The 17,429-nt window shown below is 68.4% G+C and carries 19 protein-coding genes; 18 read left to right on the top strand and 1 reads right to left on the bottom strand.

Translation table 11 applies throughout. The annotated features are described in order from the left end of the window. Position 1 precedes the first annotated feature (1 nt). Positions 2 to 961, bottom strand: coding sequence for a hypothetical protein (locus FEK34_RS10365; protein ID WP_138447659.1), 960 nt, complete (start codon positions 959 to 961; stop codon positions 2 to 4). Positions 962 to 1,251: 290 nt separating this feature from the next. Between FEK34_RS10365 and ftsH the strand changes: the two genes are divergently transcribed. From ftsH to FEK34_RS10275, 18 genes are all read left to right on the top strand, one after another. Beyond that, positions 1,252 to 3,639, top strand: a complete 2,388-nt coding sequence (ftsH, locus tag FEK34_RS10360) for an ATP-dependent zinc metalloprotease FtsH (protein WP_138447658.1) — start codon at positions 1,252 to 1,254, stop codon at positions 3,637 to 3,639. A gap of 126 nt (positions 3,640 to 3,765) precedes the next feature. Beyond that, positions 3,766 to 4,395 carry a GTP cyclohydrolase I FolE gene (folE, locus tag FEK34_RS10355; protein ID WP_036532433.1) on the top strand — a complete coding sequence of 210 codons (630 nt, stop codon included), beginning with the start codon at positions 3,766 to 3,768 and terminating at the stop codon, positions 4,393 to 4,395. A gap of 53 nt (positions 4,396 to 4,448) precedes the next feature. Next, positions 4,449 to 5,270 carry a dihydropteroate synthase gene (folP, locus tag FEK34_RS10350; protein WP_138448089.1) on the top strand — a complete coding sequence of 274 codons (822 nt, stop codon included), beginning with the start codon at positions 4,449 to 4,451 and terminating at the stop codon, positions 5,268 to 5,270. Next, positions 5,267 to 5,674 (top strand): dihydroneopterin aldolase, encoded by a 408-nt coding sequence (gene folB, locus FEK34_RS10345; RefSeq protein ID WP_138447657.1) that lies wholly within the window; start codon positions 5,267 to 5,269, stop codon positions 5,672 to 5,674. The genes folP and folB overlap by 4 nt, the downstream gene beginning before the upstream one ends. Beyond that, positions 5,671 to 6,210 carry a 2-amino-4-hydroxy-6-hydroxymethyldihydropteridine diphosphokinase gene (folK, locus tag FEK34_RS10340; protein ID WP_138447656.1) on the top strand — a complete coding sequence of 180 codons (540 nt, stop codon included), beginning with the start codon at positions 5,671 to 5,673 and terminating at the stop codon, positions 6,208 to 6,210. Before folB ends, folK begins: the two co-directional genes overlap by 4 nt. Beyond that, entirely contained in the window at positions 6,207 to 6,677 is a 471-nt protein-coding gene (locus tag FEK34_RS10335) for a DUF3180 domain-containing protein (RefSeq protein WP_138448088.1), read from the top strand. The genes folK and FEK34_RS10335 overlap by 4 nt, the downstream gene beginning before the upstream one ends. Positions 6,678 to 6,870: 193 nt before the next feature. Further along, positions 6,871 to 8,154, top strand: coding sequence for a DUF6779 domain-containing protein (locus tag FEK34_RS10330; RefSeq protein WP_138447655.1), 1,284 nt, complete (start codon positions 6,871 to 6,873; stop codon positions 8,152 to 8,154). Between the two features lie 131 nt (positions 8,155 to 8,285). Next, positions 8,286 to 9,218, top strand: a complete 933-nt coding sequence (locus tag FEK34_RS10325; protein ID WP_138447654.1) for a Rossmann-like and DUF2520 domain-containing protein — start codon at positions 8,286 to 8,288, stop codon at positions 9,216 to 9,218. Further along, positions 9,215 to 10,144 (top strand): pantoate--beta-alanine ligase, encoded by a 930-nt coding sequence (gene panC, locus FEK34_RS10320; protein ID WP_138447653.1) that lies wholly within the window; start codon positions 9,215 to 9,217, stop codon positions 10,142 to 10,144. Before FEK34_RS10325 ends, panC begins: the two co-directional genes overlap by 4 nt. Positions 10,145 to 10,157: 13 nt before the next feature. Next, a complete protein-coding gene (panD, locus tag FEK34_RS10315; RefSeq protein ID WP_014348711.1) occupies positions 10,158 to 10,577 on the top strand; it encodes an aspartate 1-decarboxylase in 420 nt (139 codons plus the stop codon). A 30-nt stretch (positions 10,578 to 10,607) separates the two neighbouring features. Further along, positions 10,608 to 11,402 carry a type III pantothenate kinase gene (locus FEK34_RS10310; RefSeq protein WP_138447652.1) on the top strand — a complete coding sequence of 265 codons (795 nt, stop codon included), beginning with the start codon at positions 10,608 to 10,610 and terminating at the stop codon, positions 11,400 to 11,402. A 167-nt stretch (positions 11,403 to 11,569) separates the two neighbouring features. After that, positions 11,570 to 12,214, top strand: coding sequence for a cysteine dioxygenase (locus FEK34_RS10305; RefSeq protein ID WP_249358958.1), 645 nt, complete (start codon positions 11,570 to 11,572; stop codon positions 12,212 to 12,214). Further along, positions 12,214 to 12,645 carry a rhodanese-like domain-containing protein gene (locus tag FEK34_RS10300; protein ID WP_036532449.1) on the top strand — a complete coding sequence of 144 codons (432 nt, stop codon included), beginning with the start codon at positions 12,214 to 12,216 and terminating at the stop codon, positions 12,643 to 12,645. The genes FEK34_RS10305 and FEK34_RS10300 overlap by 1 nt, the downstream gene beginning before the upstream one ends. Positions 12,646 to 12,835: 190 nt before the next feature. Continuing rightward, complete coding sequence (gene lysS / locus FEK34_RS10295) at positions 12,836 to 14,302, top strand: lysine--tRNA ligase (protein WP_138448086.1); 1,467 nt, start codon at positions 12,836 to 12,838, stop codon at positions 14,300 to 14,302. Positions 14,303 to 14,417: 115 nt separating this feature from the next. After that, on the top strand, positions 14,418 to 14,777 hold the full coding sequence (locus FEK34_RS10290; RefSeq protein ID WP_036532452.1) for a histone-like nucleoid-structuring protein Lsr2: 360 nt from the start codon (positions 14,418 to 14,420) through the stop codon (positions 14,775 to 14,777). A 147-nt stretch (positions 14,778 to 14,924) separates the two neighbouring features. Beyond that, positions 14,925 to 15,548: an FHA domain-containing protein gene (locus FEK34_RS10285; RefSeq protein ID WP_138447651.1), complete on the top strand. Its 624-nt coding sequence runs from the start codon at positions 14,925 to 14,927 to the stop codon at positions 15,546 to 15,548. Positions 15,549 to 15,670: 122 nt separating this feature from the next. Continuing rightward, on the top strand, positions 15,671 to 16,228 hold the full coding sequence (locus FEK34_RS10280) for a DUF1772 domain-containing protein (RefSeq protein ID WP_138447650.1): 558 nt from the start codon (positions 15,671 to 15,673) through the stop codon (positions 16,226 to 16,228). Positions 16,229 to 16,326: 98 nt separating this feature from the next. Next, positions 16,327 to 17,259, top strand: a complete 933-nt coding sequence (locus tag FEK34_RS10275; protein WP_138447649.1) for an esterase/lipase family protein — start codon at positions 16,327 to 16,329, stop codon at positions 17,257 to 17,259. Positions 17,260 to 17,429 lie beyond the last annotated feature (170 nt).

Below are 17,429 nucleotides of genomic sequence, written 5' to 3'. Positions count from 1 at the left end.
GCTACACCCCGGGCAGCGACCGCAGGATGCCGCGCCCGTACCGCTGGAATTGCGTGTCGTCGACCATGCCGAGCGAATGCCGCTCCACCAGCAGCTCCCACTCCGCGTACAGCTGCGCGGTGCCGGGATCGGCGGGCCCGGCCACGCCGTCGGCCGATTCCAGCCGGATCGCGAAGTTCACCGCGCAGGTGACGCGCTGGGTGTCGGCCCGGTCGAGCCCGGTGAAGTGCAGCGTCTGATTGCCGTCGTGCACGTCGATGCCGGTGTCGGTGCGCAATGTGCCGATCTCGCCCGGCGCGGTCGCGGTGCCGTCGGTGCTGCGGGCCCACATGATGGCGGCGACGGCCAGTTCGTGGGCATACCGCTCGCCGTTGCCGATGGAGATGAACAGCAGTCGCTGGGTGGTGGCGGCCAGCAGCCCCTGACCATGTCCGGCCGGCGGATGGGCGACGGCCAGCGCGGTCTCCAGCACGTATTCATCGGCCGAGGCCAGCCGGTGCAGGGCGTTGATCGCGGATTTCGCTTCCTTCCGCGGCGCCATCCGGCGGACCGCGCGCTCCACATCGGCGCGGACGGGCCCGCCGGAATTCCATTCGGGAGCCGGCGGGGTCAGATCCGGGGCCGCGACGTCGACGCGCTGGAAATCCAGGATCTGATCGTTGATCCGGTCGACGATCTCGACCGCGGCCGGCACATCGTGCTCGGCGATCAGCACCGGTAGCGGGGTGCGGTCCGCGGGCACGCCGGTGAGGACGGGGGTGGGATATCGGAGGTAGATCTCGATGACGACCGCGTCGTCGGCGCGCCGGTTCAGGCGGACCTTCAGCAGGTCGGTCACGGGGACGTCGAGCACGCGCTCGCCGTCGATCTTCTCGCCGTCACCGCCGGGTCGTAGGACGATCAGCCGCCCCCGGCCGTGGCGCACTATCGCTGTGGGTGTCCGTAGCTCGACTATGTCCATACCCCCTGCGCTCAATGTGGTTGGGGTGCTCTCGGCGGGGCACCGCACTGTGCCGTCGCTCACGATAGGCCGAACATGCCATGATTGTGACCACTCGGCACAAACCAGGCCGGAGAGATCGGGAACCACGGGCGTTGCCCGGCCGTTTACCTGTTGAACTCCCATCACCGGCCGAACTGCGCGATGTATCGGATAGACCGTACGCGGTAACGTGGCATGTCCGCATCCGTTCGCATCGCTAGGCAAAAACCGGAGACACCGGAAAGGACTGGCCGCCCGGCCGACGCTCTATGAACCGCAAGACTGTGTTTCGCACCCTGGCGATAGTCTCGGGCATTCTGCTCGTGATCTATCTGTTCAGCTATTTCGGCAACGACACGCGCGGCTGGAAGAACGTCGACACCTCGGTGGCGTTGAGCCAGCTCCAGGAACAGGGCAACGTCAAGAACGTTCAGATCGACGATCGCGAGCAGCAGCTGCGGATCGAGCTGAACAACGGCAACGAGGCCACCGGCGGCGAGACCAAGATCATCGCCAAGTACCCGGGCGGCAGCCAGACCGCCGCGCAGATCTTCGACGCGGTGCAGAAGTCCGGCGCCCCGTACAACACGGTGGTCAAACAGGACAGCTGGCTCACCCAGATCCTGCTGTTCGTGCTGCCCATGATCATCCTGCTCGGCCTGTTCATCTTCGTGATGTCGCGGATGCAGGGCGGTGGTCGCGGCGGCATGATGGGCTTCGGCAAATCGAAGGCCAAACAGCTGTCCAAGGACATGCCGAAGACCACCTTCGCCGATGTGGCCGGCGCCGACGAGGCCGTCGAAGAGCTCTACGAGATCAAGGACTTCCTGCAGAACCCGGTGCGCTACCAGGCGCTCGGCGCGAAGATCCCCAAGGGCGTGCTGCTCTACGGCCCGCCCGGCACCGGTAAGACGCTGCTGGCGCGCGCGGTCGCCGGCGAGGCGGGCGTGCCGTTCTTCACCATCTCCGGTTCCGACTTCGTCGAGATGTTCGTCGGTGTCGGCGCCTCCCGGGTGCGCGACCTGTTCGAGCAGGCCAAGCAGAACAGCCCCTGCATCATCTTCGTCGACGAGATCGACGCGGTCGGCCGTCAGCGTGGCGCCGGCCTCGGCGGTGGTCACGACGAGCGCGAGCAGACCCTCAACCAGCTGCTGGTCGAGATGGACGGCTTCGGCGACCGCACCGGCATCATCCTGATCGCGGCCACCAACCGGCCCGACATCCTCGACCCGGCGCTGCTGCGTCCGGGCCGCTTCGACCGCCAGATCCCGGTCGGCAACCCCGACCTGGCGGGCCGTCGCGCCATCCTGCGGGTGCACTCGCAGGGCAAGCCGATCTCCCCGGACGCCGACCTGGACGGGCTGGCCAAGCGCACCGTCGGCATGTCCGGCGCCGATCTGGCCAACGTCATCAACGAGGCCGCGCTGCTCACCGCGCGCGAGAACGGTTCGATGATCACCGGTGAATCGCTCGAGGAATCGGTCGACCGGGTGATCGGCGGTCCGCGCCGCAAGAGCCGCATCATCAGCGAGCACGAGAAGAAGATCACCGCCTACCACGAGGGTGGCCACACCCTCGCGGCCTGGGCGATGCCCGATATCGAGCCGGTCTACAAGGTCACCATCCTGGCCCGCGGCCGCACCGGCGGTCACGCGATGACGGTGCCCGAGGACGACAAGGGCCTGATGACCCGCTCGGAGATGATCGCCCGCCTGGTGATGGCGATGGGCGGGCGCGCGGCCGAGGAGCTGGTGTTCCACGAGCCGACCACGGGCGCGTCCTCCGATATCGATCAGGCCACCAAGATCGCCCGCGCGATGGTCACCGAATACGGCATGAGCGCGCGCCTGGGTGCGGTGCGCTACGGCCAGGAGGCAGGCGATCCGTTCCTCGGCCGCTCGATGGGCCAGGCCTCCGATTACTCGCACGAGGTCGCGGGCGCCATCGACGAGGAGGTGCGCAACCTGATCGAGGCCGCGCACACCGAGGCGTGGTCGATCCTCAACGACTACCGCGACGTCCTCGACGATCTGGCCACCGCGCTGCTCGAACGCGAGACCCTGCACCGCAAGGATCTCGAGCAGATCCTCGCCGCGGTCGAGAAGCGGCCACGGATCACCGCGTTCAACGACTTCGGCGACCGGGTGCCCTCGGACAAGCCGCCGGTCAAGACCCCCGGCGAGCTGGCCGCCGAGCGCGGCGAGCCGTGGCCGCCGGAGCCGGTGGCGCCGTCGCTGCCCGCCGCGGCGACCGCGGCCCGCGAGCCCGCGCCGGCCAACGGCTATCCGCCCGCCGGTGGTTACCAGCCGCAACCGCAGCACGGCCGTCCGGCCCAGCCACCCGCCGGCTATCCGATGCCGCCGCAGCACCCCGGCTATCAGCGCCCCGGCCCCACGCACGGTTCGCGTCCCGATTACGGCGCCCCCGCGGGCTGGTCGGCTCCCGGCTGGCCGCCGCGTGAGGAGCCGCAGGAGCCCTCCGGCGATCGTGGTTTCGGCGACTGGCCCGAGCCCGGCGAGGGCCGGCCGCGGCACGGCTACCAGCCCGAACGCGGTTACGACGACCGCGGTGGTTACGACGATCGGGGCGCATACCCCGACAATCCCGGTACCGAGGGCGGCAATCGGGACTGGAACGGACCGAACGGCAGGGGTTGACCAGCGCCGATTACGCTCGATCCTCGGGGCCGGGCGCTGCGCCCGCACCCTGAGATTTGGAGGTGTCCTCGATTGTCGGCCAACGATCACAGCAACGGCCAAGCTCCCACCGTGCCCGCTCGGCCGGTGCTTGACGACCCCGGGCCGGAGCTGAGCGATTCCGAGCTCATCGCGCTGCATACCGGTAAGCCCTTCGATCAGCCGCGCGCCGAAGCCGCGATCCGGGAGCTGCTGATCGCCGTCGGCGAGGACCCGGACCGGCCGGGCCTCATCGACACTCCGGCCCGCGTGGCCAGGGCCTACCGGGAAATGTTCGCCGGGCTCTATCTCGAGCCGGACGCCGTGCTCAACACCACCTTCGACGAGGAGCACCAGGAGCTGGTGCTGGTGCGCGACATCCCGCTGTACTCCACCTGCGAACACCACCTGGTGTCCTTCCACGGTGTCGCGCATGTGGGCTATATCCCCGGCACGCACGGCCGGGTGACCGGTCTGTCCAAGCTGGCCCGGCTGGTCGACCTCTATGCCAAGCGTCCCCAGGTGCAGGAGCGGCTGACCAGTCAGATCGCCGACGCCGTGATGCGCAAGCTGGATCCGCGCGGGGCGATCGTGGTGGTGGAGGCCGAACATCTGTGCATGGCCATGCGCGGCATCCGCAAACCGGGCGCGAGCACCACCACCTCGGCGGTGCGCGGCCTGTTGCAGACCAACGCCGCCTCGCGCGCCGAGGCGCTCGATCTGATTCTGCGCAAGTGAGCCACACACCGCAGCCAGGGGTCCGGCCGCGCGCCGGACGTTCCTGTGTGGTGATGGGCGTGGTGAACGTGACCGCCGATTCGTTCTCCGACGGTGGCCGTTACCTCGATCCCGAACTGGCCGTGCGGCACGGCATCGAGCTGTTCGAAGCCGGCGCCGACATCATCGACGTCGGCGGTGAGTCGACCAGGCCCGGTGCGATCCGGGTCGACGCCGACACCGAATCGGGGCGGGTGGTCCCGGTGATCCGCGGGCTCGTCGCCGCGGGCGTGCCGGTCAGCGTCGACACCATGCGCGCGCGGGTCGCCGAGGCGGCCATCGCGGCGGGGGCCTCGGTGGTCAACGATGTCTCCGGCGGCCGCGCCGACGCCGACATGGTGAAGGTGATCGCGGGTGCGGACGTCCCGTGGATCCTCATGCATTGGCGGGCCGACGCCGATTACCGGCACACCGGTCCCGCCGACCACTACGACGATGTGGTCGCCGAGGTGCGCGCCGAACTGGACACCCAGGTGCGCCACGCCGTCGCCGCCGGGGTCGATCCGGCGCGGCTGATCCTGGATCCGGGCCTCGGTTTCGCCAAGAACGCCGAACACAATTGGGCCCTGCTCGGTGCGCTGCCACAGTTCGTTGCCGATGGATTTCCGGTACTGATCGGCGCCTCCCGTAAGCGTTTCCTCGGTTCGCTGCTCGCCGACGAGGCGGGCCCGCGCCCGCCCGACGGCCGCGAGACCGCGACAGCGACCATCTCGGCGCTCGCGGCCCTGCACGGCGCCTGGGGTGTGCGGGTGCACGATGTGCGCGCCTCCCTCGACGCCATCGCGGTCACCGATGCCTGGCAGCGCGCGGCGGCCACGGCGGGAGTGGTGCGGTGAACGAGCCGGCAGGCCGGTCGCCGTCGCGGCGTGCGCGGGACCGCATCGAGCTGCGCGGACTGCGCGTCTTCGGCCATCACGGCGTGTTCGACCACGAGAAGCGCGACGGCCAGGAGTTCGTGGTGGACCTGACGGTCTGGGTCGATTTCACCGCCGCCGCGGCCTCCGATGATCTGGTCGACACCGTCGACTACGGCGCGCTGGCCGACCTCGCGGTGAGCATCGTCGCGGGCCCGCCGCGCGATCTGATCGAGACCGTGGTCGCCGAGATCGCCGACGCGGTGATGGCGGCCGATCCGCGCATCGACTCCGTGGAAGCGGTGGTGCACAAACCGTCCGCGCCGATCCCGCATGCCTTCGCCGACGTCCGCGTGGTCACCACCCGGGAAAGGGCGGCCGGATGAGTCGCGCGGTGCTGTCCATCGGCTCCAACCTGGGTGATCGGCTCGGCTATCTGCGCAGCGTGATCGACGGGCTCGGCCCACGGGTCGTCGCGGTGTCGCCGGTGTATTCGACCGCGCCGTGGGGCGGGGTCGAACAAGACGACTACCTCAATGCCGTTGTGGTGGCAGAGGATTCGACCTTCGGATGTATGGATTGGTTGCGCCGCGGCCAGGAATTGGAGCGGGCGGCCGATCGCGTGCGTGAAATACGGTGGGGTGCACGGACTCTGGATGTCGACGTGGTGTGGTGCGCCGAGGATGGGCGGCCCTGCCGCAGTGCCGATCCCGAGCTCACCCTGCCGCATCCGCAGGCCCATCGCCGAGCGTTCGTGCTGGTGCCGTGGCTGGAAGTGGAGCCGGACGCCGAACTCGAGGTGGACGGCAGGATGCACCGGGTACGCGATCTGCTGGCCGGGCTCGACGCCGCCGAACGCGACGGCGTGCACCGAACCGACCTGACCTTGACACGCGGGGGAGCAGGCCAGTGCAGCAGCTGAAACCCACCCGCCCCCTCGATCTCACCGCGAACCTGCTGATCGCCGCGGCACTGGCCTGGGCGGCCACCCGCATCGCCTACGGCAGCTTCCCGCCGATCTCCAGCTTCGCCGGTGCCTCGCTGTATCCGGTGGCCGCGATCGAGGTGGCGCTCGGGTTCATCATTCGTGCCAGGGTCAACGAGCACCGCATCGGTGATGGGCCGCATCAGTTGCATCCGATCACCGCGGCCCGGGCGGTCGCGCTCGCCAAGGCCTCGGCGCAGGTGGGTTCGCTGGCTGCCGGGGTCTGGCTGGGTTTCCTCATCTGGATCTTCCCGCAGCGCGGTGATCTGCGCGCGGCCGACGCTGATGTGCCGGGCGCATTGATCGGTCTCGGCGCGGCGGCGGCCCTGGTGGCCGCAGCGCTGTGGCTCGAATATTGCTGCCGCGCGCCCGACGATCCTACCGACGATCCAGCTACCACATAGCTAACATGGTTGGGTGAATCACCACCCCGGAACCTGGGCCGCCGCGGTCATCCGGGCTACCCTGGCGGGCATGGTTTCACCCTCCCGTACCAGCAGCTCCCTCCGACGGCGGGACTATGCGGGAAAATTGTTCATCGGTGCACTGATTCTGCTCGGCCTGGTTGCCAGTATTTTCCTGATTTTCAGCGATAGCGTGCAATTTATTCGGATCGGCTTGGTCGCCGCGCTCTGGGCGGCGGTGCTCGGCGCCCTCGCGGCGACCAAGTACCGCAAGGAATCGACGGTCGACAAGGCGAAGGTCCGTGACCTGCAGAAGGTCTATGAACTGCAGCTCGACCGCGAGATCTCGGCCCGGCGCGAATACGAGCTCGGCGTCGAGGCGCGGGTGCGCCAGGAAGTGGGCGCCGACGCCGCCGAGATGGCCGCGCTGCGAGCCGAGCTGACGGTGCTGCGCCAGAGCCTGCAACGGCTGTTCGACGGTGATCTGCCGATGGATCGCCCCGCGCTGCGCGCCGACGCCGTGCGCGTCCAAGAACTCACCGGCCGACCGGCCGGTTCGGCGAACGTTAACTCGGCGAATGCCGACGGCTGGGCCGGACCGCAGCTGCCCCGCGATTCGGTGACCCCGGTCTACGACACCGACCATCCGCAGCCGCCGGTCTTCGCCAGCCCCTTCGACGATCCGGTGACCGCCGAGACCTCGATCATCACTCTCGATCGCGATGAGGACGGCGCCGCGGAGAGCCCCGGTACCGACGGCAAGCCTGTCGATCCGTTCAGCGCGACGACCGGCTGGGCCGACGCATTCTCCGAGACTCCGCCAGGGCCCGACGACTCCGACGCCACCGCACCCTGGGTCGCCTCGGCCGCTGCGGGGCGGTCTCCGCTGGTCGGACCGCCTGCGCCTACCGAGACCCTGGCCGAACCGAGCGATGTCGAGCACGCAGTTGCGCCGTGGGTCGCCTCGGCCGCCGCCGGGCAGTCACCGCTGGTCGGGCCGCCTGCGCCGGGCGAGTTCTACGGTCAGCCGATCGTCGGTCCACCGGCACCGGGAGCCTCGGCGTGGTCCTCGGAGCGGCTTCCGGCGTGGTCGGATGCGGCCACGGTGTCGTCGTCGCAGGCATCGGCAGACCCAGAGGCCGATGGCGCTTCCACGTCCCCGGCCGCCGATTCCACCGCCTCGGTCGCCGATTCCACGGCGACGGAGGCGAGTTCCACCGACGCCGCCGATTCCACGGCTTCGGCCGCAAGCGGAACTCCTGCCGCTACGTCCGGCACGTCCGTCGATTCGGCATCGAGCACTTCCGGCTCGCCCGCACCGGCCCGCACCGCATCAACCGGCCCGACCTTCGGTTCGGCCAGCTCACGGCGGCGCAGGCGGGCCGAATCGGAGTCCGGCGACTCCTCGTCCAAGCGGCTGTCGGTGGCCGAGATCATGGCAAATCTGCAATCCGAGCAGAGCAACCGGTCGAGCTGACTGCGGCGTAGATCACGGGGCCCGGCCATGGCGCATGGCGGGGCTTGCCCATATTCTCGTGACGTAACGTCTGGTACCCGCCGAGCGGGACTGGAACGACATCCGAGAGGACACTGTTGACCTCGCCAAGCGTGAATTCTGGCAACGCCGCGTCGGGACCCGATCCCGCGCCTGCACGACTGACGGTGGGAATCGTCTCGGCGGGACGCGTGGGTTCGGCCTTCGGCGTCGCGTTGGAACGCGCCGGACATGTGGTGTTCGGTGTGTCCGCGATCTCCGACGCGTCGGTGCATCGCGCGCGCACCCGCCTGCCCGAATCCAGGATTCTGCCGGTCGAAGAGGTCGCCGCCAGCAGCGAACTGCTGATCCTCGCCGTACCCGACAGCGAGCTCGCGGGCCTGGTCCGAGGCCTCGCCTCCGCCGGCGTGGTGCGGCCGGGCACCCTCGTCGCGCACACCTCCGGCGCGAACGGCGTTGGTGTGCTCGCTCCGTTGTCCGAACTGGGCGCCCGCCCGCTCGCCATTCATCCGGCCATGACCTTCACCGGCCACGACGAGGATCTGGCCCGGCTGGCCAATGCGTGTTTCGGTATCACCGCCGCCGACGAGATCGGTTACGCCATCGCGCAGTCGCTGGTGATCGAGATGGGCGGGGAGCCGGTGCGGGTCGCCGAGGAACACCGCACGCTCTATCACGCCGCCCTCGCGCACGGCAGCAATCACCTGGTCACGCTGATCGTCGACGCGGTCGCCGCATTGCGTGCCGCGCTGGATGGTCCGGGCCTGCTCGGCCAGCCGGTGGTCGACGATGCGCCCGGCGGCCTCGCCGAACGGCTGCTGGCCCCGCTGGCCGCGGCCGCCCTCGACAACGCGCTGCGCCGCGGCCAGTCCGCGCTGACCGGCCCGGTGGCCAGGGGCGACGCCGATGCGGTCGCCGCGCACCTTCAGGCGCTCGACAAGCTGGATCCCCGCCTGGCCGAGGGCTACCGGGCGCTGTCGCTGCGCACCGCCGAGCGGGTCGATTCCGATGCCGCCCTGATCGAACTGCTGGAGGAGCGTCGATGATGGATCCGAAATTGCGCGGCGCTTACAAGCCCGGCGAACTCAATGTGCTGCACGACCCGTCGGTGGTCGCGGCGGTGGCGAAGGCGCTGCGTGGCGTCGGCCGTTCCGTCGGCCTGGTGCCGACCATGGGTGCGCTGCACGAGGGCCACCTCGAACTGGTACGCCGCGCCAAGCGGACCAACACGGTCGTGATCGTCTCCATCTTCGTCAATCCGCTGCAATTCGGTGCGGGCGAGGATCTGGACAAGTACCCGCGCACCCTCGACGCCGATGTGGAACTGCTGCGTGCCGAGGGCGTCGACATCGTCTTCGCCCCGAGCGTCGCCGACATGTATCCGGACGGCCCGCGCACCACCGTGCATCCGGGCCCGCTCGGCGCCGAACTCGAGGGCGGCACCCGTCCCACCCATTTCGCGGGCATGCTGACCGTGGTGGCCAAGCTGCTGCAGATCGCCAAGCCGAACGAGGCGTTCTTCGGTGAGAAGGACTATCAGCAGCTCACGCTGATCCGCCAGATGGTGCGTGATCTGAACTTCGATGTCTCCATCGTCGCGGTGCCGACCGTGCGCGAGGCCGACGGTCTGGCGCTGTCCTCGCGCAACCGCTACCTCGATCCGCGGCAGCGCGAAACCGCGACGGCCCTGTCCGCGGCCCTGGTCGCGGGCGCCCGGGCCGCCGGAGCCGGTCCGGAATCGGTGCTCGCCGCGGCCCGCGCCGTCCTCGACGCCGTGCCCGGCCTCGACCTGGACTACCTCGAACTGCGTTCGTCGAACCTCGATGTCGCCCCTGCCTCCGGCAACGCCCGGTTGCTCATCGCGGCCAAGGTCGGCGCCACCCGGCTCATCGACAACATGCCGGTGGTCCTCGGCGCAACGATCGACGGCCACCCCAACCCAAGCACCCCGCCCGCCCAGGTATCGGTATAGGAAGGCGACGACGATGTTGCGCACCATGATGAAGTCGAAGATCCACCGTGCCACGGTGACCCACGCCGATCTGCACTACGTCGGCTCGGTGACGGTGGACCAGGATCTGCTCGACGCCGCCGATCTGCTCGAAGGTGAGCAGGTCTGCATCGTCGACATCGACAACGGCGCCCGCCTCGAGACCTATGTGATCGCCGGTGAGCGCGGCTCGGGTGTCATCGGGATCAACGGCGCCGCAGCCCATCTCGTGCATCCTGGTGATCTGGTGATCCTGATCGCCTACGGGATGATGGACGAGCAGGAGCTGAAGGAGTACTCGCCGAAGGTCGTCTTCGTCGACGACCGCAACCGCCCCGTCGATCTCGGCTCCGATCCGGCGCATGCCCCCGAGGGCTCGGGCCTGCTCACCCCGCGCGACCTGTCGTTCGTCTGATCCGGCGCGGGGGAGGAGAGGGATCGGCACATGCTGCTGACGATCGACGTCCGCACCACCAGCATCGAGCTCGGGCTGTTCTCCGGCAGCGGCGCGCACGCGAAACTGGCGCGGCACTGGCGTATTCACACCAATCCGCTGCTGACCGCCGACGAATTCGCCATGCAGGTGCGCGGGCTGGTCGGCGCCCATCTGGACGAGGTGGTCGGGGTCGCGGCATTGTCCACGGTGCCGCCGGTGCTGCGTGAGCTGCGCCTGATGCTGGAGCGATACTGGAATCACGTACCGCATGTGGTGGTGGAACCCGGTGTGCGGACCGGTATTCCGCTGCTGGTCGACAATCCGAAGGAGGTCGGCGCGGACCGGATCGTGAACAGTCTGGCCGCCTACGACAAATTCGGCACCGCCGCCATCGTCATCGATTTCGGGGTCTCGACCTGTGTGGACCTGGTCTCGGCCAAGGGCGAGTTCCTCGGCGGCGTGCTCGCGCCCGGCGTGGAGATCTCCACCGAGGCGCTCATCGAACGTGCCGCGCTGCGTCGGGTCGAGCTGGCCCGGCCGCGGTCGGTGGTCGGTAAGAACACCGTGGAGTGCATCCAGTCCGGTGCCGTGTTCGGCTTCGCCGGCCTGGTGGACGGGCTGGTCGACCGGATCCGCGACGATGTGGACGCCTTCGCCGGCGATGACGTCGCGGTGGTGGCCACCGGCGCGGGCGCACCGCTGATCGTGCCGGAATCGGAGACCATCGAACATCACGAACCCCGGCTGACGCTGACCGGTCTGCGGCTGGTCTACGAGCGCAATCAGCGCAACCGCCGGGCGTGAGCATCGACTGTGGTCCAGGTCATCGGCTGTGCGCCGATGCGCCTGCTACACTCATCGACGTGTATTTCCGCGTGAGCACCCAGGAGTGTTGTCGAGGCTGACCTGCCTCGACCGTTCGAGGCATTCACAAAGTCCTCGACCGTTGTATACCTCCTGGAGATTCGCTCATGCGTTCTTCTGTTCTTTCCCTTCCGTCGTCCCGTGACGCCCGCACGCTGAGCGCCCGCGCCGCCAATCCCGTCCCGACCCGTTCGGTCGCCCCCGCGCTGCCCACCCGGCTTCGCCCGGCCGACCTGCTCCGGTTGACCGACGAAGGCGCCGAGGACGTCCTGGCCGGCCGCTACGACCATCTGCTGCCCGCCGACGGCCGCTGGCCGACCGAGGAACGCTGGGCCACCCGGCTGCTGTCCGACGACGAGGTCGACGTGTGGCTGATCAGCTGGACCCCGGACCGCCATACCGAACTGCACGATCACGCGGGCTCCATCGGCGCGCTCACCGTGCTCAGCGGTGCGCTGTCGGAATACCGTTGGAACGGAACCGAATTGCGTCACCGCACCCTGGTGGCCGGTGATCAGGCCTCGTTCCCGATCGGCTGGGTGCACGACGTCGTGCGCGCGCCCGAGCCGCCCGCCGCCGGCCTCGATATCCCGGTCGCTGTCGGCGAGACGGTGGGTCCGCTGGATCCGACCTTGAGCGTGCACGCCTACTCCCCGCCGCTGACCGCCATGTCCTATTACGAACTCACCGGGCACGGCGGTCTGCGCCGTACCCGCACCGTCCTCACCGACCAGCCCGAAGGTGATATGTGATGAGCCCGCAGACCATCGACCAGATGCTCGACGCCGCGCGCTCGCAATTGCGCAGGCTGTACGCCTTCGAATTGCCGGAGGCACTCGAGCGCGGCGCGATCCTGGTCGACATCCGCCCGCAGGCGCAGCGAATTCGTGAGGGCACCATGCCCGGCGCCCTGGTGATCGAACGCAATGTGCTGGAGTGGCGCCTGGACCCCACCAGTTCGGCCCGGCTGGCGCTGGCCACCGACCACGACGTGGAATGGATCGTGCTGTGCTCGGAGGGCTACACCTCCAGCCTGGCCGCCGCCTCACTGCAGCAATTGGGCCTGCACCGGGCCACCGATCTGGTCGGCGGCTACCAGGCGCTGAAGGCGGCCGGACTGCTCACCGTGGCGTCGCGGGCACCGCATTTCGCCCGTGAGGTCGCCGCGCTCGCCTCGCTGTAGAAATCCCCACCTCAGCCGGGCCGGGAGCAGCGGGTCGGCTGGGCCGGGCGGGACGCGAAACGGTTTCCGGTGCACGCTAGGGTAGTTCAACGTGAGCACCCCCAACTCCCCTTCCACCGGTAGCTCCGCGGCCTCGGCTCCCGCGGGCCGCGCCAATCGCCCCGTCGACGTCGACGACGTGCCGGAGCAGATGCGGATTCGCCGGGAGAAGCGGGAGCGCCTGCTCGCCGAGGGCGGCCAGGCGTACCCGGTGGTCGTGCCGCGCACCCATTCGCTGGCCGAGATCCGCGCCGAATATCCGGATCTGGCGCCGGACACTCAGACCGGCACCATCGTCGGTGTGGCCGGGCGCGTCATCTTCATGCGCAATACCGGCAAGTTGTGCTTCGCCACCCTGCAGGAGGGCGACGGCACCAAATTGCAGGCCATGATCAGCCTCAACGGCGTCGGGGCCGACGCGCTGGCGGCCTGGAAGTCCGATGTGGACCTCGGCGATTTCGTCTTCGTGCACGGTGAGGTCATCTCCTCACGAACCGGCGAATTGAGCGTGATGGCCGACGAGTGGAGCATGGCGGCCAAGTCGCTGCGCCCGCTGCCGGTCGCGCACAAGGAGATGAACGAGGAATCGCGGGTCCGCCAGCGCTATGTGGACCTGATCGTGCGGCCGGAGGCCAGGCAGATGGCCCGCACCAGGGTCGCTGTGGTGCGCGCGCTGCGCAACGCGCTGGAACGGCGCGGATTCCTCGAGGTCGAGACGCCGATGCTGCAGACCCTGCACGGCGGCGCCGCGGCCAGGCCGTTCGTCACCCATTCCAATGCGCTCGATATGGACTTGTTCCTGCGTATTGCGCCGGAGTTGTTCCTCAAGCGCTGCGTGGTCGGCGGCCTCGAGCGGGTGTTCGAGATCAATCGCAACTTCCGCAACGAGGGCGCCGACTCCACGCATTCGCCGGAGTTCGCGATGCTGGAGACGTATCAGGCTTACGGCACCTATGACGACTCGGCGCGCATGATCCGCGAATTGATCCAAGAAGTGGCCGAGGAAGCCTTCGGCACCCAGGTGGTGACCCTCGCCGACGGCACCGAATATGACCTTCGCGGTGAGTGGGCGACCGTCGAGATGTATCCGTCGCTGTCGGACTCACTCGGCGTGGAGGTCACGCCGGAAACAACGATTCCGGAATTACTGGCGCTGGCCGAACGGGTCGGTTTGGAAATTCCGGAAGGCAAGGGCTACGGCCACGGCAAACTCGTCGAGGAACTATGGGAGCACCAGTACGGCGACAAGTTGTACGCGCCCACATTCGTGCGTGACTTCCCGGTCGAGACTTCTCCGCTGACCAGGCAGCACCGCGACAAGTCCGGTGTCACCGAGAAGTGGGACCTGTATGTGCGCGGGTTCGAGTTGGCCACCGGCTATTCGGAGTTGGTCGATCCGGTGATTCAGCGCGAACGCTTTGTCGACCAGGCTCGGCTGGCCGCCGCCGGTGACGACGAGGCCATGGTGCTCGACGAGGACTTCCTCGCCGCGATGGAACACGGTATGCCGCCGACCACCGGAACCGGTATGGGAATCGACCGCTTGTTGATGGCCCTCACTGGTTTGGGAATCCGGGAAACGATACTGTTCCCAATTGTGCGACCGGCCGCTCGCTGAGCGATCGGATTGCACGTCTGAAGCTCGTCTTGGCATTTTTCGAATTAGAGGTATTCTTGCCTCGGGCAATCGGCCTAGTATGCGGGTCGCACGATTTCGAGAGGACGTTCATCTCATGGCAAAGAAGGTCACCGTAAGCTTGATCGACGATGTCGACGGTGAGTCCATCGCGGACGAGACCATCGAGTTCGGTATCGATGGTGTGTCGTACGAGATCGACCTGTCGGCGGCAAATGCGGCCAAGCTGCGGGAAGAGATGGAGCAGTGGGTTGCCAACGCTCGGCGGGTGAGTGGCCGGCGTCGGGTGAAGGCCGCGTCCACCACCGGTAGCACCACCAAGAGCCGCGTTCCGATGGACCGCGAACAAACCGCGGCAATTCGTGAGTGGGCTCGCCGGAATGGTCACAAGGTGCATGCCAGGGGGCGTATCTCGGCCGACATCACCGAGGCTTACAACAAGGCCGCCAAGAGCTAGTCGTAATTCGCGGCTGCCGCCGGGCGAATCGTGCGACGCCCCGGCGGCAGCCTTGTTTGTAGTGGCCGAGGCACGGCACCATGGATCTGTGCGCAGCACCGTATCCAGCCAAGTCGTGTCATCCCGTCGAGCTGGGGTCATGACGTCGTGACAGCTTTCGTCGGATCAATCCTGCGCTACACCGACGCGGACGGGCATCGGCACGAGTACATGCTGAATCCCGACCACCCGCGCGTCACCATCGGGCGTTCCACTCATGCCGATCTGTCCCTGCGCTGGGACGCCGAGGTCTCGCGGCTGCACGCGGCCGTCGAATATCTGGGCGCCCAGTGGACCATCGTCGACGACGGCCTGTCCCGCAACGGCACCTTCGTCAACGGCGAACGCTTGGTCGGCAGGCGCAGGCTGATGGCGGGCGACCGGATCCGGGTCGGCACCTCGCTGGTGTCGTTCCACGAATTCGGCGCCGTGGCCGACGACGCCACCCGCGCCTCCACCGGCACCATCCCCACCGCCCGCTCACTGACCGACACCCAGCGCGCGGTGCTGGTCGCGCTGTGCAGGCCCTACAAGCACGGGGCCGGCTTCGCCACTCCCGCCTCCAATCAGCAGATCGCCGAGGAATTGTTCCTCAGCGTCGACGCCATCAAGACCCACCTGCGCGCGCTGTTCGCCAAATTCGGCGTCGAGGATCTGCCGCAGAACCAGAAACGGGTCCGCTTGGCCGCACTGGCCATGCAGAGTGGGCTCATCTCCGATCGCGACCTGTAGACGCCCGTAGACGCTCGCTGATGTGCGCGAGCGTCTCGGCGATGGTCGCCGCGCCCCGCGCCCTGTTGACTCGAAGACGGAATCGGGGCGCACCCGCTCCGGTCGTTCGAGAGGAGCAGATCATGTCGGTGAGCCGAATCGTCGCGCTGGCGGCGGCAACGCTGGCGACCGGGTTGATCGCGGGGGTTTTCTACGCGTACGCGATCTCGGTGATGCCCGCGCTGGCCCGGATGGACGACCGGGCGCTGATCGAGACCATGCAGAAGATCAATGTCGTGATCATCAACCCCGCCTTCATGATCGGGTTCCTCGGCACGGTCGGGTTCACCGCGCTGGCGGCGCTGCTGCATCTGGGGGCGGATCGGCGGATGACGCTGGTCTGGATCGCAGTCGCGTTGGTGCTCAACGTGATCGCGTTCGGGGTGACGGTCGGGTTGAATGTGCCGCTCAACGATCAGTTGATGGCGGCGGGCGATCCGGGTGCGATCGCGGATCCGGCGGCGGTGCGCGCGCAGTTCGAATCCGCTTGGGTGCGTTGGAATATCGTGCGCGCGGTGCTGCACGCGCTGGCATTCGTGGTGCTGACGGGCGCGCTGTTCAGTGCCGGGTTGCAACAGGGGCGCGAGGATGCCGCGGCCGCACCTGTCCAGCCGGGTGTCGCGGCGGCCCAGCCCGCCTGAACAGAACTCGTTCCAGAACCTACCCGTCAGTAACGGCTCCATCGGCGCAGGTCGCTACGTAGCCTTCTGGAACGCGTTACAGAAATTTGGGAGGGGTCATGCGCCGAGCACCCGTCACCGCCGTCATCGTCGCCGTCCTCGCCGCGCTGTGGATCAGCTCGGCAGGGGCGGCGCAAGCCGAGCGTTATCCGGTCGTCTACAACTTCTTCGCCGGCATCCCGGGCGAACTGACCAACCCCGGCGGGTCACTGCCCGGCTCCAACGATTGGTCCTGCCGGCCCGGCCCCGACCACCCCAACCCGGTGGTGCTCGCCCACGGCACCGGCGGCGGTGCGCAGACCAACTGGGGCACCTACGTCGCGCTGCTGGCCAACGACGGCTACTGCGTCTACTCGCTCACCTACGGCGCCTACGACCTGCCCTGGCCGATCTCGGCGCTCGGCGGCATGATGCCCGTCCAGGACAACGCCGCCGAATTCGGCGCCTTCGTCGACCGGGTGCGCGCCGCCACCGGTGCCGAGCGGGTCGATATCGTCGCGCACTCGCAGGGCGGGCTGGTCGCCAACTACTTCGTCAAACGCCTCGGCGGCGCGGGCAAGGTGGACAAACTCGTCTCGCTCGCGGTGCCCTGGCTGGGCACCACCGCCTTCGGGATGGCCGACGTCGCCGCCTTCGCGCGGGCGGTCGGACTGGGCGAGGCCTGGAACTCGATCCCGTGCCTGGCCTGCGCGCAGATGCCCGCAGGCGGGCCCTTCCTCGCCGAACTCAATGCCGACGGCATCTACCACCCGGACGTCACCTACACCAACATCGTGGGCAATCTGGAGGAGATCGTGGTGCCCTACACCTCCGCGGTGCCGCCAGGTCCCGGCGTCACCAATATCGTCGTCCAGCACGGCTGCGCCCAGGATTACTCCGAACATCTCGGGATCGCGGGCAGCCCGCGGGCCGCGGCCTACGTGCTCAACGCCCTCGACCCTGCCCATCCACGGGAAGTTCCGTGCCATTTCGTGGCGCCATTCACCGGCTGAGCGCCGATGCGTGCCCGGATCGGCGGTGTTCGCTCAGGGCAAAACCGCATCGGAAACGAAACCTGGAACAGCCACGTTATGAGTGAATGACCGTGCTGCCACCGGTCGCCAATAGGGTGGACCGGCGGCGGCGGAATCCTCCGCCAACTAGAGTGGAGGCGGGGGCCGCA

It is taken from the genome of Nocardia cyriacigeorgica, from assembly GCF_005863245.1.
Classification (GTDB): domain Bacteria; phylum Actinomycetota; class Actinomycetes; order Mycobacteriales; family Mycobacteriaceae; genus Nocardia; species Nocardia cyriacigeorgica_C.
This window is presented reverse-complemented; position numbering and strand designations above follow the sequence as displayed.

Coding starts and splice junctions, on each gene's coding strand:
- FEK34_RS10365 (WP_138447659.1), bottom strand. CDS start 961: ATGGACATAGTCGAGCTACGGACACCCACAGCGATAGTGCGCCACGGC.
- ftsH (WP_138447658.1), top strand. CDS start 1,252: ATGAACCGCAAGACTGTGTTTCGCACCCTGGCGATAGTCTCGGGCATT.
- folP (WP_138448089.1), top strand. CDS start 4,449: ATGGGCGTGGTGAACGTGACCGCCGATTCGTTCTCCGACGGTGGCCGT.
- folK (WP_138447656.1), top strand. CDS start 5,671: ATGAGTCGCGCGGTGCTGTCCATCGGCTCCAACCTGGGTGATCGGCTC.
- panC (WP_138447653.1), top strand. CDS start 9,215: ATGATGGATCCGAAATTGCGCGGCGCTTACAAGCCCGGCGAACTCAAT.
- panD (WP_014348711.1), top strand. CDS start 10,158: ATGTTGCGCACCATGATGAAGTCGAAGATCCACCGTGCCACGGTGACC.
- FEK34_RS10310 (WP_138447652.1), top strand. CDS start 10,608: ATGCTGCTGACGATCGACGTCCGCACCACCAGCATCGAGCTCGGGCTG.
- FEK34_RS10305 (WP_249358958.1), top strand. CDS start 11,570: ATGCGTTCTTCTGTTCTTTCCCTTCCGTCGTCCCGTGACGCCCGCACG.
- FEK34_RS10300 (WP_036532449.1), top strand. CDS start 12,214: ATGAGCCCGCAGACCATCGACCAGATGCTCGACGCCGCGCGCTCGCAA.
- lysS (WP_138448086.1), top strand. CDS start 12,836: ATGCGGATTCGCCGGGAGAAGCGGGAGCGCCTGCTCGCCGAGGGCGGC.
- FEK34_RS10290 (WP_036532452.1), top strand. CDS start 14,418: ATGGCAAAGAAGGTCACCGTAAGCTTGATCGACGATGTCGACGGTGAG.
- FEK34_RS10280 (WP_138447650.1), top strand. CDS start 15,671: ATGTCGGTGAGCCGAATCGTCGCGCTGGCGGCGGCAACGCTGGCGACC.
- FEK34_RS10275 (WP_138447649.1), top strand. CDS start 16,327: ATGCGCCGAGCACCCGTCACCGCCGTCATCGTCGCCGTCCTCGCCGCG.